15 protein-coding genes and 1 pseudogene are annotated in these 15,832 nt (G+C 45.3%); 14 read left to right on the forward strand and 2 right to left on the reverse strand.

The annotated features are described in order from the left end of the window. Positions 1–38 precede the first annotated feature (38 nt). The 9 genes from ACOIT5_RS07475 to ACOIT5_RS07515 all read left to right on the forward strand — a co-directional run bounded on the left by ACOIT5_RS07475 (position 39) and on the right by ACOIT5_RS07515 (position 9,424). Complete coding sequence (locus tag ACOIT5_RS07475) at positions 39–1,511, forward strand: lipopolysaccharide biosynthesis protein (RefSeq protein WP_423129850.1); 1,473 nt, start codon at positions 39–41, stop codon at positions 1,509–1,511. An 82-nt stretch (positions 1,512–1,593) separates the two neighbouring features. Continuing rightward, entirely contained in the window at positions 1,594–2,025 is a 432-nt protein-coding gene (gene rpiB / locus ACOIT5_RS07480) for a ribose 5-phosphate isomerase B (RefSeq protein ID WP_423129851.1), read from the forward strand. 3 nt (positions 2,026–2,028) lie between these two features. Further along, positions 2,029–3,399: a LutB/LldF family L-lactate oxidation iron-sulfur protein gene (locus ACOIT5_RS07485; protein ID WP_423129852.1), complete on the forward strand. Its 1,371-nt coding sequence runs from the start codon at positions 2,029–2,031 to the stop codon at positions 3,397–3,399. Between the two features lie 4 nt (positions 3,400–3,403). Beyond that, on the forward strand, positions 3,404–3,847 hold the full coding sequence (locus ACOIT5_RS07490) for an RrF2 family transcriptional regulator (RefSeq protein WP_423129853.1): 444 nt from the start codon (positions 3,404–3,406) through the stop codon (positions 3,845–3,847). A 64-nt stretch (positions 3,848–3,911) separates the two neighbouring features. Further along, a complete protein-coding gene (gene hemW / locus ACOIT5_RS07495) occupies positions 3,912–5,051 on the forward strand; it encodes a radical SAM family heme chaperone HemW (RefSeq protein ID WP_423129854.1) in 1,140 nt (379 codons plus the stop codon). A gap of 76 nt (positions 5,052–5,127) precedes the next feature. Next, a complete protein-coding gene (dut, locus tag ACOIT5_RS07500) occupies positions 5,128–5,562 on the forward strand; it encodes a dUTP diphosphatase (protein WP_423129856.1) in 435 nt (144 codons plus the stop codon). 30 nt (positions 5,563–5,592) lie between these two features. Continuing rightward, positions 5,593–7,353 (forward strand): tetratricopeptide repeat protein, encoded by a 1,761-nt coding sequence (locus tag ACOIT5_RS07505; RefSeq protein ID WP_423129857.1) that lies wholly within the window; start codon positions 5,593–5,595, stop codon positions 7,351–7,353. Further along, positions 7,350–8,228: a DUF4292 domain-containing protein gene (locus tag ACOIT5_RS07510; RefSeq protein ID WP_423129858.1), complete on the forward strand. Its 879-nt coding sequence runs from the start codon at positions 7,350–7,352 to the stop codon at positions 8,226–8,228. Before ACOIT5_RS07505 ends, ACOIT5_RS07510 begins: the two co-directional genes overlap by 4 nt. Positions 8,229–8,239: 11 nt before the next feature. After that, complete coding sequence (locus ACOIT5_RS07515) at positions 8,240–9,424, forward strand: murein hydrolase activator EnvC family protein (protein ID WP_423129859.1); 1,185 nt, start codon at positions 8,240–8,242, stop codon at positions 9,422–9,424. 26 nt (positions 9,425–9,450) lie between these two features. On the opposite strand, the gene ACOIT5_RS07520 is transcribed toward ACOIT5_RS07515, so the two are convergent. Then, complete coding sequence (locus ACOIT5_RS07520) at positions 9,451–10,152, reverse strand: Crp/Fnr family transcriptional regulator (RefSeq protein ID WP_423129860.1); 702 nt, start codon at positions 10,150–10,152, stop codon at positions 9,451–9,453. Positions 10,153–10,316: 164 nt separating this feature from the next. Between ACOIT5_RS07520 and ACOIT5_RS07525 the strand changes: the two genes are divergently transcribed. After that, positions 10,317–10,733 carry an OsmC family protein gene (locus ACOIT5_RS07525; RefSeq protein ID WP_423129861.1) on the forward strand — a complete coding sequence of 139 codons (417 nt, stop codon included), beginning with the start codon at positions 10,317–10,319 and terminating at the stop codon, positions 10,731–10,733. 72 nt (positions 10,734–10,805) lie between these two features. On the opposite strand, the gene ACOIT5_RS07530 is transcribed toward ACOIT5_RS07525, so the two are convergent. Then, entirely contained in the window at positions 10,806–11,990 is a 1,185-nt protein-coding gene (locus tag ACOIT5_RS07530; protein ID WP_423129862.1) for a helix-turn-helix domain-containing protein, read from the reverse strand. Between the two features lie 139 nt (positions 11,991–12,129). Between ACOIT5_RS07530 and ACOIT5_RS07535 the strand changes: the two genes are divergently transcribed. The 4 genes and pseudogenes from ACOIT5_RS07535 to ACOIT5_RS07550 all read left to right on the forward strand — a co-directional run bounded on the left by ACOIT5_RS07535 (position 12,130) and on the right by ACOIT5_RS07550 (position 15,814). Continuing rightward, positions 12,130–13,539 carry a Gfo/Idh/MocA family protein gene (locus ACOIT5_RS07535; RefSeq protein ID WP_423129863.1) on the forward strand — a complete coding sequence of 470 codons (1,410 nt, stop codon included), beginning with the start codon at positions 12,130–12,132 and terminating at the stop codon, positions 13,537–13,539. A gap of 265 nt (positions 13,540–13,804) precedes the next feature. After that, positions 13,805–14,515, forward strand: coding sequence for a hypothetical protein (locus ACOIT5_RS07540; protein WP_423129864.1), 711 nt, complete (start codon positions 13,805–13,807; stop codon positions 14,513–14,515). Between the two features lie 328 nt (positions 14,516–14,843). Beyond that, positions 14,844–15,280: pseudogene (locus ACOIT5_RS07545) on the forward strand (S41 family peptidase); the annotation flags it as partial. Beyond that, positions 15,275–15,814: a carboxy terminal-processing peptidase gene (locus ACOIT5_RS07550; RefSeq protein ID WP_423130609.1), complete on the forward strand. Its 540-nt coding sequence runs from the start codon at positions 15,275–15,277 to the stop codon at positions 15,812–15,814. The pseudogene ACOIT5_RS07545 and the gene ACOIT5_RS07550, both read left to right, overlap by 6 nt. Positions 15,815–15,832 lie beyond the last annotated feature (18 nt).

The raw sequence follows: 15,832 nt of genomic DNA on the forward strand, positions 1-15,832 counted from the left end.
TGGCTGAATAGCTATCTTTGCTTAAAAAATTTCCCGTTTTGAACTCATTTAAAAAGCTTGTCGGCGAAACAGCCGTTTACGGCGTCAGCAGCATTGCCGGACGCTTTATCAACTGGTGGCTTGTACCCTACTATTCGCATATCTTTCTGACGGCCGAATATGGTGTGGTGACCAACCTGTATTCGTACATGGCTTTTTTGCTGGTTATTTTAACCTACGGCATGGAAACAGGCTATTTCCGCTACGCTTCGGGCAAGGCGGATAAAGACCTGGTGTATTCCAGTTCACTGATTTCGCTTTTTGTTACTTCGCTTAGCTTTTTGCTGGTGGCTTACAGCTTTTCCGATGTCATTTCGGGTTGGATGGATTATGAAAACCATCCGGAATACATCCGCTGGATTGCGTTGATTATGGCTTTCGACGCTTTTACCTCCATTCCTTTCGCCCGGCTTCGGATTGAATCGAAAGCGATCAAATTTGCTGTTTTAAAGCTGATCAACATCTTCGCGAATATCTTTTTCAATGTCTTCTTTTTAAGCATCTGCCCTGCCCTGCTGAAAACCAATCCGGACCATATCGTCGGGCTGATTTATTCAGATCAGATTGGCGTGGGTTATGTCTTTATTTCGAACCTGATTGCTTCGGGGATAACCTTTGTGATGCTGTTGCCCGAACTTTGGGTGAAACTGCGCTTCGACAGCCGTTTGCTGAAAGAAATGGTTTGGTATTCCTTCCCGATCCTGGTGGTTGGTATCGCCGGAATGGTCAACCAGAACATCGATAAAATTTTAATCCCCGAATTAATTCCTGCCGACCAGGGGCCCATGGACCAACTGGGGATTTACGGAGCCAATTACAAGCTGGCTGTCTTGATGAATATGTTCATCCAGGCCTTCCGCTACGCGTTTGAGCCCTTCTTTTTTTCGCAGGTAAAGTCCGAAAACAATAAACGGGGTTATGCCCTCATCCTGAAGTACTTTGTGATTTTCGGGCTGATTATATTTTTGGGGATCAGTTTGTTCCTCGATTTGTTTAAAACCTTACATATCATTGACGAAGCTTATTATTCCGGTTTAAAAGTCGTCCCGATTATCCTGATGGCCAACCTCTTTCTGGGTATTTATTACACCATTTCGCTTTGGTATAAACTCACCGACAAAACCCGTTTTGGAGCCTATTTCTCCCTGGTTGGCGCCGCGATCAGCTTGGCAATCAACATTATTTTTATCCCGGTTTACGGGTATATGGCATCGGCGGTTGCCGTGTTGATTTGCTTTATGGTTGAAACGGCTTTGTGTTATGTGTACGGGCAAAAGCATTTTCCGGTCGACTATCCGGTCAAACGGATTTCCTTTTATTTTATCCTGGCCCTGGGCTTGTATTTTCTGGCGTTGCTCCTGCCTTTGGAGTCGTCGCGGGGATCGTACCTGTTGAACGCGGTATTACTTTTCGTTTTTCTGTTGACCGTTTACCTGCTGGAAAATAAAGAATTCAGAAAGTTTCTTCATTAAAATCAAATAAATACATTTAAGTATTATTTTTGTCCTGAAACAGGCATACAAACAGATTTGGCCACATATAAAATTAATTGTTATGAAGATTGCATTGGCTTCCGATCATGCCGGCTTCGAACGCAAGCAGGTTGTGTTGAAATATCTGGGCGACGAAGGGATTGAAACGAAAGATTTCGGCGCGTATTCATCTGAAAGTTCTGATTATCCCGATTTTGCCCATCCCATGGCAGACGCGGTTGAAAAGGGCGAGTTTGATTTTGGTATTTCGCTGTGCGGCAGCGGAAACGGGATTAACATCGTGGCCAACAAACATCAGCAAATACGTTCTGCAATTTGCTGGAAACCGGAGATTGCCGCCTTGGCCCGCTTGCACAACGATGCCAATATTTGCGCTCTTCCGGCCCGTTTTATAACCGACGATGAAGCCATCATGATCGTAAAAACATTCATCAAAACAGAATTTGAAGGCGGCCGGCACTCCCGGAGGATCAATAAAATTCCAATCAAATAAATCATGGCTGTTGTAAAGAAGAACTTCCTGAAAAAATCGGATCAGGTGGCTTTCGACAAAAAGCACCGCGAAACCATCCGGTTTAATATTTCACGGTACGATCAGGCCGTGGAGCGGGGTAAAAAGCGTTATGCCGATCTGGAACTGGCCCGCGAAAGAGGTTCTTATGTGAAAGAGCAGGCCATCAATAAGCTGCCTGATTATTTGCTCGAATTTGAAAAGAATATTACCGCCCGTGGCGCTGAGGTCATTTGGGCCGAAGACGGAAAAGAGGCCATTCGGGCTGTTCAGCAGATCCTGAAAGAAAACGGGGCGAAGTTGCTGGTAAAAAGCAAATCGATGACCACCGAAGAAATCGACTTCAACGAGCATGTGGAGGAGATCGGCGTGGAATCGCTTGAAACCGACCTGGGTGAGTATATCGTGCAAATTGCCGGCGAGAAACCCTATCATATTGTAACGCCGGCTATGCACAAATCGAAGGAAGATATTGCTGAGCTCTTCCGCGAAAAGTTTGATACACCGGAAAAAAGCACGCCTGAATTTTTGACAGCCTATGTGCGGAAATTGCTTCGCAATAAGTTTACCCGGGCCGAGGTGGGTGTAACCGGATCGAACTTTTTAATTGCCGATATTGGCGGTATCGCCCTCACCGAAAATGAAGGTAACGCGATGATGACTTTTTCGTTTCCGAAAGTGCATATTGCCATTGCCGGAATCGAAAAAATTATCCCGTCGATGAAGGACCTGGGCCTTTTATGGCCTTTGTTGGCGGCGCATGGCACCGGGCAGCAGGTAACGGTTTATAATTCAATTGTTACCGGGCCCAGGAAAGCCGGTGAAACCGACGGGCCCGAAAAAATGTATGTGATTCTTTTGGATAACAAACGCAGCGAATTGTACCGGCACGACGATCAGTACCTCGCGCTGAAATGTATTCGTTGCGGCGCCTGCTTAAATGCTTGTCCGATATATAAAAACGTGGGCGGCTACACCTACGCGGCTACCTACAGCGGACCAATCGGGTCGGTGATTACTCCGTTTTATAACGGTTTTTCAGACTATAATCACCTGAGTTCTGCCTGTTCGGTTTGCGGAAAGTGTACCGAAGTATGCCCGGTTAAAATACCCTTGCACAAGCTGTTGCTGTTTAACCGCCGCGATGCGGTCAACCAGGGAAACGGCGGCCTGATGTGGAATATGGGGATGAAAGCCTATGAATATGCCTTTATGAAACGCAGCCGGCTGGATGCCCTGAGCGGCGACATGAAGAATAAATTGAAAATATTCGGGAAGAATACTTTGGGAGAACATAAAGAACTTCCTGAATTTGCCGAAAAGTCATTTAGCCAACAGTGGAAATTAAAAAAATAAGATTATGCTTTCAAATACCTGTAAATATGCCTTGCGGGCATTGATTTACCTCGGGAAGTTCAGCGACAACGGGGAAAAAATCGGGATCAAAAAAATAGCCGGAGACCTGGAAATCCCTACGCCTTTTCTTGGGAAAATATTGCAAAACCTGGTAAAACAAAAGATCTTGTCGTCAACAAAAGGGCCAAACGGCGGATTTGGCCTGGGAAAACCAGCCGAAGAGATCAGCCTGTACGAAATTGTCAAAACCATCGATGGCGAAGATTTCTTTCACAACTGCCTCATCAGTCTCGAACCTTGTTCGGTACATCACGAAAGCGGAAAACCTTGTGCCGTACACGGGCGTTTCAGTGATGTTCGCGCCCAATTGATGGAGTTTTATTTGCAAACCAGTATTGCCAATGTGATTTCGGATATGAAAGGGCACGAAAACCTGATCAAAATGTAATACTGCCTGGTTTGAACTGTCGGGCCATCGGTGTGTTGTAAAATGTTTTATTTGAATCGTTATCATGGCCGGAATCTATATTCATATCCCTTTTTGTAAAACCAGGTGTCACTATTGTGATTTTTACAAATCAACCGATTTTGCTTCGCGGCTTGATTTTTTGTCGGCCTTAAAACAGGAAATGATTCAGCGGGACCGGGAATTGAGAAACGAAAAAATTGAAAGCATTTATTTTGGAGGAGGCACACCCTCTGTTTTAAAAGTCAGCGAGATCGCTGAAATCCTGCAATTGATTTCCGACAGGTATGCTGTTAGCGGCGATTGCGAGATCACCCTGGAGGCCAACCCGGACGATTTAAACGAAACCTTTCTTTCGGGGCTAAAAGAAGAAACGCCGGTAAACCGTTTAAGCATCGGTACGCAATCGTTCAACAACCGCGATTTAAAAGGAATGAACCGCCGGCACCATGCCGAAACGGCCGTGGAATCTGTCAGAACCGCGCAGAAAGCCGGTTTTCAAAATATCAGTATTGACCTGATTTACGGCCTCCCCGGCCAATCGCTTGATGATTGGAATTTCAATGTGGAAAAGGCCATTTCGTTGGATGTACAGCATATTTCGGCCTATCACCTCACCTATCACGAAGGGACGGTTTTTTACGATTACCTGAAAAGCGGGAAAATAAGGGAATTACCCGACGAATTGAGTTTTGAACAGTTCAAATTACTGAAAAACAAGCTGGAAGCAGCCGGTTTCGAACATTACGAGATTTCCAACTTTGCCCGTTCGGCCTTGTATTCGCGTCATAACAAGGCGTATTGGGAACGAAAAGCCTACCTGGGTTTTGGACCTTCGGCCCATTCGTTCGACTTGAAAACCAGGCGCTGGAACGTGTCGAGCCTGCGAAAATACCTGCAAGCCTTCGAAAATGGCACTCCTTACTGGGAGCATGAGATTTTAAGCCGGCAGGACCAGTACAACGACTATCTGATTACCTCCCTGCGGACCACCTGGGGTACTTCAACACGCTATCTGGCCGAAAATTTTGATGAAAAAATGCTGCTTCATTTTAAAAAAGAAGCAAAACCATATATCCAAACAGGTCATTTAATTGTTGAAAATGAAAACTATAAATTATCGGCCGACGGATTGTTTATCTCGGATAAAATTATGGAGCAATTACTTTTTCTGGAAGAGCTTTAAATATTGTTAATTGATTGAAATGAAGGCAAAGCCTTTGGATATTTCCCTATCTTTGCCGTTTGTAAAATACCGTTTTATGCAAGTAAAAATCGTCAATCGTTCAAAAAACCCGTTACCGGCATACAGTACCAGCCATTCGGCCGGAATGGACTTAAGGGCTAACCTGGATGAGCCAATCGTTTTAAAACCGTTGGAACGGATTTTGGTTCCAACCGGCTTGTTTATTGAGTTGCCGGTAGGTTACGAGGCCCAGATCCGCCCGAGAAGCGGATTGGCGCTGAAAAAAGGGATTACGGTGCTAAATTCGCCCGGAACAATTGACGCGGATTATCGCGGGGAGATCGGGATTATCCTGATCAACCTGTCAAACGAAGAGTTTAAAATTGAACACGGAGAGCGGATTTGCCAGATGGTTATTGCCCGTCACGAAACCGTCAGCTGGCAGGATGTGGAATTGCTCGAAGAAACCAAGCGTGGTGCGGGTGGTTTCGGGCATACCGGGAAAAATTAACGATCAGGATATTAACGTACATATTTTCGCATGAATTTTAAAAAGAGCGGATATTTTTTAGTGATCGGTTTGTTAACAGCATCCTGTGCTGTTTCGAAAAAAGATTTGGTAAAAACGCCCGAGCCAAACAAAATAGAGCAAACACTGCTGACAGAAGATCAGCAGAACGAATTCGAATACCTGTTTATCGAAGGCTTGAAGCAAAAAAAACTGGGAAATCTGACCAATGCCGTTTCTATTTTTTCCCGATGCCTCGAAATCGATCCGAATTCGGCGGTATCGATGTTTGAAATGGCCAATATCCATTACGCGAACAAGGACCTGACCAGCGCGGCTTTACTGCTCGAAAAAGCCACGGCGATTGATCGGTCCAACCATTGGTACAAGCTGCTGCTGGCTCAGGTGTATCAGCAACGCAAGCAATACAGCGAAGCAGCGGTTTTGTATAACGAACTTTGCAAAATAGATCCCGAAAACCTGGAATTCCTGTATTCGAAAGCAGTATTGCTGGGCATGGCCGAAAAGTACCAGGAGTCCATTGATGCCTATAACGAATTGGAAGCCAAACTGGGTCTGGTCGATCAGATTTCGGTTGCCAAGCAACAAGTGTACCTGTCGATGGGAAAACCCGACAAAGCGTTCAATGAAATCAACCGGCTGATTGCATCAGATCCCGACGAACCCCAGTATTACGGTTTGCTGGCCGAGTTGTACCAAACAACCGGAGATCGTGACAATGCCCTAAAAAATTACCTGAAGATACTTGAAATCGATCCGGATAACGGATTCGTGCATTTCTCACTCGCCGGGTTCTACCAGGAAGACAGCAATTTTGAAAAGGCTTTTGAACACATTAAAAAGGCTTTCGGAAACGAAGACCTCGACCTGGATACCAAAATGCAATATTACCTGATGCAAACCGCTGATCCGGCAAATTCAGACTGGACGAATGAACAGATTATGGACTTGCTGGATATTCTGCACGAGGTTTATCCCGATGAAAACCGCATTTACCCGATTTATGCCGAGCATCTGATCAAACAAAACAAGCTGGAAGAAGCCCGTGAGGCTTTACGCCAATATTTGGAAACCGATAAAAACAGTTTCGAAATCTGGTGGCAGTTCCTGCTGATCAGCAATGATTTGCTTGATTTTGAAAGACTTTATACCGACAGTAAAGAAGCAATCGGCTTTTTTCCGAACCATGCGGCCATTTATGCCTTAAATGCCGTTGCCGCCCTCCAACTCGATAAATACCAGGAAGCTTTGGACGTTCTCGAAGAAGGCGAAGCCTATGTGTTGGACAACCGCTCGCTGAAAATTCAGTTCGAAATTTATAAAGCCGAAGCCAATTATAAGTTAAACCGGGTTGAACAGGCGTTTAAGGCTTTTGAGGAAGTGATTAAACTTGATCCGGATAATTTTATGGCCATGAATAACTACGCTTATTACTTGTCGGTGCGGGGCGAGAGCCTCGAAAAAGCCGAGCGTCTGAGCAACCGGGTCGTTCAGGCAAACCCGGGTAATCCAACTTACCTCGATACGCACGCCTGGGTACTTTTTAAACGGAAAAATTACAGCCTGGCCAAATTTTACATGGAGACTGCCCTCGAAAACGGGGGAGACCAAAACGGGGTATTACTCGAACACTATGGCGACATCCTGTTTATGCTCAACGAAAAGGATAAAGCCATGGAAAACTGGAAAAAAGCAAAAGATCTCGGTGAGGGTTCAGAAGTGCTCGATCAGAAAATCAGAGAATCACGCTATATTGAAAGTCAACAACCTTGAAAAACGTATTTATAAAAAACAGCCTGTTGCTTGCCGGAGCGCTTTTGTTGGTGATGGCTTCGTGTAAAGCGCCGAAAACACTGACGACTGTTGAAAAGCTAAGACCGGTCGGCGCCGGAAAACTGATCCGTAATATTGAAGAGAATACTTATAACTATGCCGGGCTGGATATCAAACGCATTGCCTGTCAATACGAAACCCCCGACAGTAAAACCACCTTCAGGGCCAGTTTAAAATCGGTAAAAGACGATCATATTCTTATTTCATTCAGCAAACTGAATATTCCGGTGGGTCGCTTGTTACTCACACCCGACAGTGTTAAAATGATCAATTACATCGACCGGACCTACTTTACGGCAAATTACGCTTACCTGGAACGATTCATCAGCGCCACGCTCGATTTTAATGTCGTTCAGGCCATCCTGGCCAACGACGTGTTTTCTTTCCGCGACGATCAGCGCGAAAATGATTTCAGGGATTACGTGTCATATGCCGATTCGGGCATGTATGTGTTACAATCGTTCAAAAACCGGAAACTCGACAAGATTTCCCGCAAAGGAAAGGAAGAAAAAATTGACCGTTACCTGAAAAAAACAGATGAGGATGATTTTATCGTCGAGTCGGTATACATCGATCCGAATACCTATAAGGTCAGGCTGCTGATCCTGGATGATGTGATGAATGAACGGAAGTTGCAGGTTCGTTTTGATGAATTTGAGCGGGTTGAAGGGCAATTATATCCGGGCAGCATCGATGTTCATTTAACCAGCCCTGAAAATAATTTGAAAATGAAAGTGAAACTCAGTAAATTTTCAACAGAAATAAACCCGGAGATTAATTTCAGTATTCCTGAAAAGTATAGCCGGATTAATTAGTCGAAACGAAGATGAAGCGCTTTTTTTTCAGCCTGGTTCTGTGTTTTGCAGTCTGGTCGGTACAAGCCCAGTCGCTGACAGAACTGCGCGCGAAAAAAAATGACGCGGAACAGGCCCTTAAACTGACCTCGGGTTTGCTCGAAGAAGCCCGGAAAAATGAAACTGCTTCGCTGAATAAATTGAAACTCATCAACAGTCAGATTCAAAACCGCAACACGGTAATCCAAACCATCAATTCAGAAATAAGCGTGATTGATGATTATATTCGCAACAACGCGGCTGTGGTGGATATGTTAAAAGCCGATCTGGCCGGTTTGAAAAAAGAATATGCGTCGATGGTTCGCTTCGCGCAGAAAAACAAAAACAGCTACGACCTGCTGATTTTCCTGTTCTCGGCCGATAACCTGAACCAGGCCTATAAGCGTTTTCTGTACCTGCGGCAATATGCCCGGTACCGAAAAAACCAGGCGGTGGTGATTGAGTCGCTTAGCGACCTGATTGATAAAAAGGTGCTTTCGCTGGAAGCGCAGAAAAATCAGAAATCGTCGTTGCTGACCGGGAAAGTACAAGAGAATTTAAAGCTGGAAAAGGAAAAGAGCGAACAAAACCGGAACATAACTGCGCTGCAGAAGCAACAGCAGGACTTGCGCAAAAAACTTCAGCAACAGCAAAAGGTACAGGACGAGTTGAACCGTGCCATTCAGAAAATGCTGGAGGAGGAAACGAAAAAATCGGTCAGCAAAGGCGAGTTTCAGTTAACGCCCGAGCAAAAGTTAATTGCCGCAGATTTTGAGCAAAACCGGGGACGGATTCCCTGGCCGGTGGAGCGGGGGATTATCACTGACCGCTTTGGGGTGCATGCCCACCCGGTGTTGAAACAGGTGCAGGTAAAAAATAACGGGATCGACATCAGCACCCAGCGGGGGACAAAGGCCCGCGCCGTGTTTAACGGCGAAGTGAGCCGTGTGTTTGCCGTATCGGGAGGGAATATGGCCGTGATTATCCGCCACGGAAGCTTTTTAAGCGTTTATTCCAACCTGGAGGAGGTGTATGTGAAGGCCGGCCAAAAAGTGGCTGTAAGGCAAGATATCGGCTCAATTTTCACCGATCAGGCCGACGGAAACAAAACCATCCTGAAATTCCAGGTTTGGAAGGAAAACCAAAAACTTAACCCGGAAGATTGGATCAGCAAATAAAAAACCGCCCCGAAGCGGGTTTTGATCTATAGATTCGCCACTCTGGTCAGTGCATGAATGTCGAGCAACTTTATTTTCCGCCCCTGCAGCTCAATCAGTTTATCCTGTTTAAACTCCGAAAGCAAGCGAATCACGCTCTCGGTGGCCGTGCCCACCATGTTGGCCAGTTCTTCCCTGGTCAGCGAAATCTGGAGGGTATTGGCATTATCGAGGTCAAAACTTTCTTTCAGCAGCAACAGGATTTCGGCCAGACGTTCGCGAACCGTTTTCTGGGCAATATCGGTAATGTAATCATTGGCTTCGCGCAACTCTTTGCAAACAATCTGTAACATGTGATGCGAAAATTCCCAGTTGTTTTGAATTAAAAACAGCAAGGTTTGATAGGGAATGTGACACAAAACAGCCTCCTCAATCACTTTGGACGTGGTACAGGCCAGTTCCTGGCTCAGCAACGAGCGGTAAGCCACAATCTCTCCCTTTTTGGCAAAGCGGATAATCTGTTCCTTGCCGTCGATGCCGGTTTTAAAAATTTTCAGAATACCTTTCGTGATGCAGTAAAAACCGGTTAGCCGGCTTCCTTCCCGGTAAATAATACTCCCTTTTTTGTACAAGGAACATGTTTTATCATAATTGAGCTGGGCTAGTTCCTGGTTCGTTAGTTTTTTAAAAAGCTGGAATCCGGATAAATCACACTCCTCTTCGGTTGGTCGTTTAATTGAACTTCTCATTGGCCCTGTATTATTAAGATTTAAATTATTTCACGGTAAATTTAACTTTAAATATAAAATGAACAGCTATATTTGCAAACTATTTATTTAGATATTTCGATATTTAATTTTTCATCGAAATCCGCTTATAAAATTAAACATTCACACATAAAAATTAGCTTGTTATGAAACATATCGTTGATTTGGCCTGGAAACAAAACATGTCTTTTGAAACCGAGATGGATGGTCATCGGGTTGTTTTGGATGCCGGTACTGAATCTGGCGGCGACGACCTGGGCCCCCGGCCGAAAAAGTTTATGCTGACCGCGCTGGCCGGTTGTACCGGGATGGATGTGATCTCTATCCTGAAAAAAATGAAAGTTGAACCCGAGGCTTTCCATATTATTGTTGAGGGCGATGTGGCTGAAGATCACCCGAAGAAGTATTACCAAATGAAGGTCATCTACCAGTTTAAGGGGAAAGATCTGCCGATGGATAAGCTGGAAAAGGCGGTAAAATTATCCGAAGAAAAATACTGCGGGGTGAGCGCCGTTTACCGCGATGCACTGGAAATGTCAAGCGAGATACGCATCACCGAATAAGTGCGAAGAAACAAACCGATCGAAGAGGCTGTGTAAATCGTTCATACCGGGGCAGCCTCTTTTTTTCGAAACTTAAGGCCAGATTTCCGAAATATGATCGGGCAGCGCATCCAGCCTGATCAGTTTAATTTCAAAATCGGTGCGCCTTTGGCCCTTTACCTCAAAAACACCCTTGAAATTTTCCCGCCCCAGTTTTTTAAAGGCCGTTTCAAACGGCTGAATACCGGCTTTATCGGTAAAATATTTAACCAGGGCAATGTTGCCGATATCGTTGTCGCACAGGAAAAAAAGAATCCGGCGGCCGTCGTTCGTCACAAAACCGGCCACGCTGGCATATTCGTAATTCAGGTAATTATCGCTTCGGTTATCAAACTCAAGGATGGAGTCGTTCACCTGGTACTCCAGCGTACGCTTGTCGATGTGGTATTTAATACCCATTTTTTCCGTGGAAGGAACCAGGAACCGGAGGGTTTTAAACGAACCGATAAAAATAACGTGGTGTCCTCTGAAATCTTCCATCCTGACCCGCGAAGAATAGTCCATCACCGTTTGGGCCATTTCGCCCCCCAGGATATTCATGATGTAGAATAAGCCGATCGGCGCCTGGTTATTGATGTAGGTGATATCCGATTTGGCCATTTCGCCCATTTTTGACGGATTTAGCTCCAAAAACCGTTCGTAATCGTCATCCGAGTTGATTTGATTGTCGCGGACGGTACCTACTCTTCCCGTGGCAACCTGGCTGTGGAAGAAATAATGATCTCCCAACACCAAAAATACCGGGTAATCTTTTCTGGTAAAGGGTTTCCAAAAATCGATCGTTGTTGTCCGAAAAGGAAAATACAACGCGGTAAAAACAGATAAAAGCAATAAAACAAAACTGATGGCCAGCGCTGCGGGGGCCTTTAACAGCAGCTTTTTCCGGATCAGCCTGATGGGTGAATAATGAAATTGTACCCGGTATTCGCCTTTTGGAAGTTCCAGGACGAACTCATCGTTCCGGCCTTCCGATTGGTAATATTCGTTTATTTTTTTTCGAAGGTTATGAATGTACACCCGGATATTGAGCTCTTTCCCGTCGTCCATTTTTCGGCCAAAAACATCGGCTGCAATCTGGATTTCCTTGGGATTCTCTCCGTTCAGCGATGCCCGGACCAGGTATTTCAGCAGTTCGCGGTTTACGGTCGATTTACTGAAGGCAGAGCTTTCGAGGATTCGGTCGACGCATTGCCTGATATGTTTCTGATTTTGTACCAATACTTTGAAAATCAATCCGGTTAAAGGAAACTTTTAACCTCAAATTTACGTGTTTATAGACATATTTCTCATCAAAAGTAATAAGAAGGCCCTATATTCAATACAAAAATTGATAACAAACCAATTTTATTCATTTTATATGGACAAACTCAATCGACGTAAATTTTTGGGAACAGCCGGCGCTGTAACGGCCGGCGCAGTTTTAACGAATCCGATGCAATCATTTGCCCGGCCTGCTGCAAAAAAAATGAAACTCGCCCTGGCGGGAACCGGAGTTCGCGGAACCAGTTTCTGGGGAAAAACCATTGTTGACAATTACCGCAACGAAACCGAGTATGTTGCCTTGTTTGATCATAACCCGGGACGACTCGAATTTGCCAAACAATTCATGGGCGTTAATTGCCCGGTTTTCACTGATTTTGAAGAGATGATCGTCAAAACCAGGCCCGATGTAATTATTGTTACCACCGTTGATTCGACTCACCACGAGTTTATCATCAAAGGACTGGAAATGGGTTGCGATATTATTACCGAGAAACCTATGACTACGGATGAGGTAAAATGTCAGGCCATTCTGGATGCTGAACGCAAAACCGGCCGTAAAGTGACTGTCGGCTTTAACTACCGCTACGGCATTCAGTTTACCAGGCTGAAAGAACTTTTGGCTAAAGAAGAAGTCGGGAAACTGACATCGGTCGATTTCCACTGGTACCTGAATACCTACCACGGGGCCGATTATTTCCGTCGCTGGCACGGCGAACGCGACAAGGGCGGAACCTTGCTCCTGCACAAATCTACCCACCATTTCGACCTGTTAAACTGGTGGATCGATTCGGATCCGATGGAGGTTACCGCTTACGGCGAACTGGAACACTACGGTCACAACAACAAATTCAGAGGGGCCAACTGCCGCTCCTGCGCCTACACCGACCGGTGTAAGTTTTACTGGGATATCACCAAAGACAAACGGATGGTTGATCTGTATGTGAATAACGAGAAATACGACGGTTACATTCGCGATAACTGTCTGTGGCGCAACCGGATTGATATTTACGATAAAATGGCGGTCCAGATAAAATATGCCAATAACGTGCAGGTAAGTTATTCGTTAACCACCTATTCTCCTTACGAAGGCTGGACCATTGGCTTTAACGGCATGGATGGCCGGATTGATTCGTGGGAAGGGCTGCCCTGGAGACGCCAGGAAATGATTAACCAGGCCCAGCTGCATGCGCAGGAAATGAGCCAGGGTGAAAAAGAAAAATCGGAAGAATACGATGAGATCATGGTCATGAAAAACTGGAATCCCGACCTTCAACTGGTCAAAGTTCCCCGCGTTCGCGGCGGACACGGCGGGGGAGATGCCCGTTTGCACGATAAGATCTTTAAAGATCCGTCGATGGCCGATCCGTACAAACATTCTGCCGGCACCCGCGACGGGGCCATGTCGGTATTAATCGGGATTGCCGCCCGCAAAAGTATTGAAGAAGGACGAATGGTCCGGATTGATGAATTGACTGATTTGCCGGTGAGTCCGACAAGAAGCTAAATTTGATTGGCAAATTACCTGAAAAAAGGCTATTTTTATTTCTTTTTTGCGAGATTGACCGCTGACCAAGTACCGGTAAAGAGGCGATTGTACCGGGGCATCAGGATAGGAAACATCAGAACCCTGTGATCCCGTTTTCGGGAGTGCCTGCCTCTGTGCGGCGATCTCGCTTTTTTATGATTTATATTTTTCTTCGCTAATAATTATTTTGCTTACCTTTAACTATGCTTCATGGAAACATATCAGCCAGTTAGCGAAAACAGCGATGAAAAAGGAAATCAGGTTTATCCTTGTCTTTGTATTACTCAGTTTGGGCGCCCTGGCTCAACAACCGGGCGATAAGGGCAAACCGGTGACAGCCCTCTTTCAAATGCTCAATAACTACCATTATCATCCGCAGGTTCGCGATTCCAAACTTTCAAATTCCATTTTTAATCGTTTCATCAAAACATTAGATCCGCATGGTTTGCTTTTTACCGGCGAAATAATCGGACAGCTTGAACCTTACCGGAATTCTTTATGTCATGAAAATCAGGGAGTCCTTGATACTTTTATCCATGAAGTGACGGACCTGTACCATAACCGGCTTCTTTCTGCCAATCAGGCAATTGACAGTTGTTTTAACGCACCGTTTGATTTTTCAGAACACGATTCGCTTTTGTTTTTTACTTCGGATTCTTTAATCCTACCAGCCAATGACTTTGCCCTGGCGGAGCGATGGACAAAATGGATCAAGTCCGGCATACTCAAAGGACTGATGCTTTCGGACAGCGACAGTGCGTTTTCCGACAGTCAGATACCCGGCGCGATGGTGGTCAACAAATTCAGAATCAGTGAGAAACGCCGAATTAGTCAACTTTTAGAGCCGTCAGGCGGGTTCGAAGACTTTGTCCTGAACACGTTTCTGAAAACGGTCTCTTCCTGTTATGACCCGCGCTCCGAATTTTTTTTCCAATCACGACAAGGAAAAATTTGAATCAGACCTGTCGAAACGAAATTATGCCTTTGGTTTTGAACTTGGGACTAATCTGAATGAAGAGGTAATGATCTCGCAGATTTTGCCCGAAAGTCCGCTGTGGTATTCAAAGAAACTTGAAAAGGGCGATGTGATTGTCGCATTGAAAATACCCAGGCAGGAAACGCTCGATATGACTTTTTCCGATCTGTTTAAGCTGGACGAGGTCTTGCAAGACCTGGAGAAGGATCAGATCGAATTAACGGTAAGGAAAACAAATGGCGATATAAATACCATTACTGTCCAAAAGGGAGTGTTTGATACCAAACAAAACAGGAGCGCTGCGTTTATGCTTTTTGGAGATAAGAAGGTGGGCTGCATTTGGTTTTCGCAGTTTTATACTGAATTTGGCCCAAGCGGAAATGCAGGTTGCTCGGGCGATGTATTGCGTGAAATTGTAAAACTGAGAGAAGAGGGGGCCGAGGGATTAATTTTCGATTTACGGAATAACCCGGGAGGTTCGGAGTTTGAAGCCTTAAAAATCGCCGGATTTTTAATCGGGACCGCCCCGTTATTGTGCTGGTAAACAGATCAAGCGCGTCGGCAGCGGAACAACTGGCAGCTGTGCTGCAGTATTATAAACGGGCTGTAATTGTTGGCAGTCCTACATTTGGAAAGGCTTCTGAACAAGTTATCCTTCCGCTGGGTAGTCAGTTCAGGCCCGGTTATGGTTTCGTACGCGGGACACAAGTACAGGATTTTGGTTTTGTCAAACTAACCGTGGGAAAAATATTCAGGATTACCGGGGCAAGCTATCAGAAAACCGGAGTTGTTCCTGACCTGGTTTTACCCAATCTCGATGAAAGGTATGTCTCCCGGGAAACATACCTGCCTTTTGCTCTTGAAAACGATTCAATCTTTCCCGACCTGGCTTATACCCCGTTTCCATCCTTGCCCATCGATACCCTGATGCAACTAAGTTCATCCCGTGTTGAGGCGAGCGAAAATTTTCGGCAAATGGCCGGCTTAAATGACAACTTAAAGGCTGTTTTGGACGACAGCCCTGTTAGCCTTCATTATCTGCAATTTAAAGACGAAACCGCCAAACGCAGAAAATTAATTGTTGATCTCGAAACCGTGATGTTTGCCGATTCCGTTCCGTTTGAGGTTCGGACAACATCCTTCGACTCCCGGAAATTCAGAACAGACAGTCTGGCCGCCCAATCCAACGATTTATTGAAAGATGCGATCCAAAAGGACATTTACATCAGCGAAGCCTTCTCGGTTGCTCTGGACCTGATAGGGCAGGAGGAGAACTAAAATTCATTATCGTCAGGC

The sequence above is a fragment of the Gaoshiqia hydrogeniformans genome, from assembly GCF_049347105.1.
GTDB classification, from domain to species: Bacteria; Bacteroidota; Bacteroidia; order Bacteroidales; family Prolixibacteraceae; genus Gaoshiqia; species Gaoshiqia hydrogeniformans.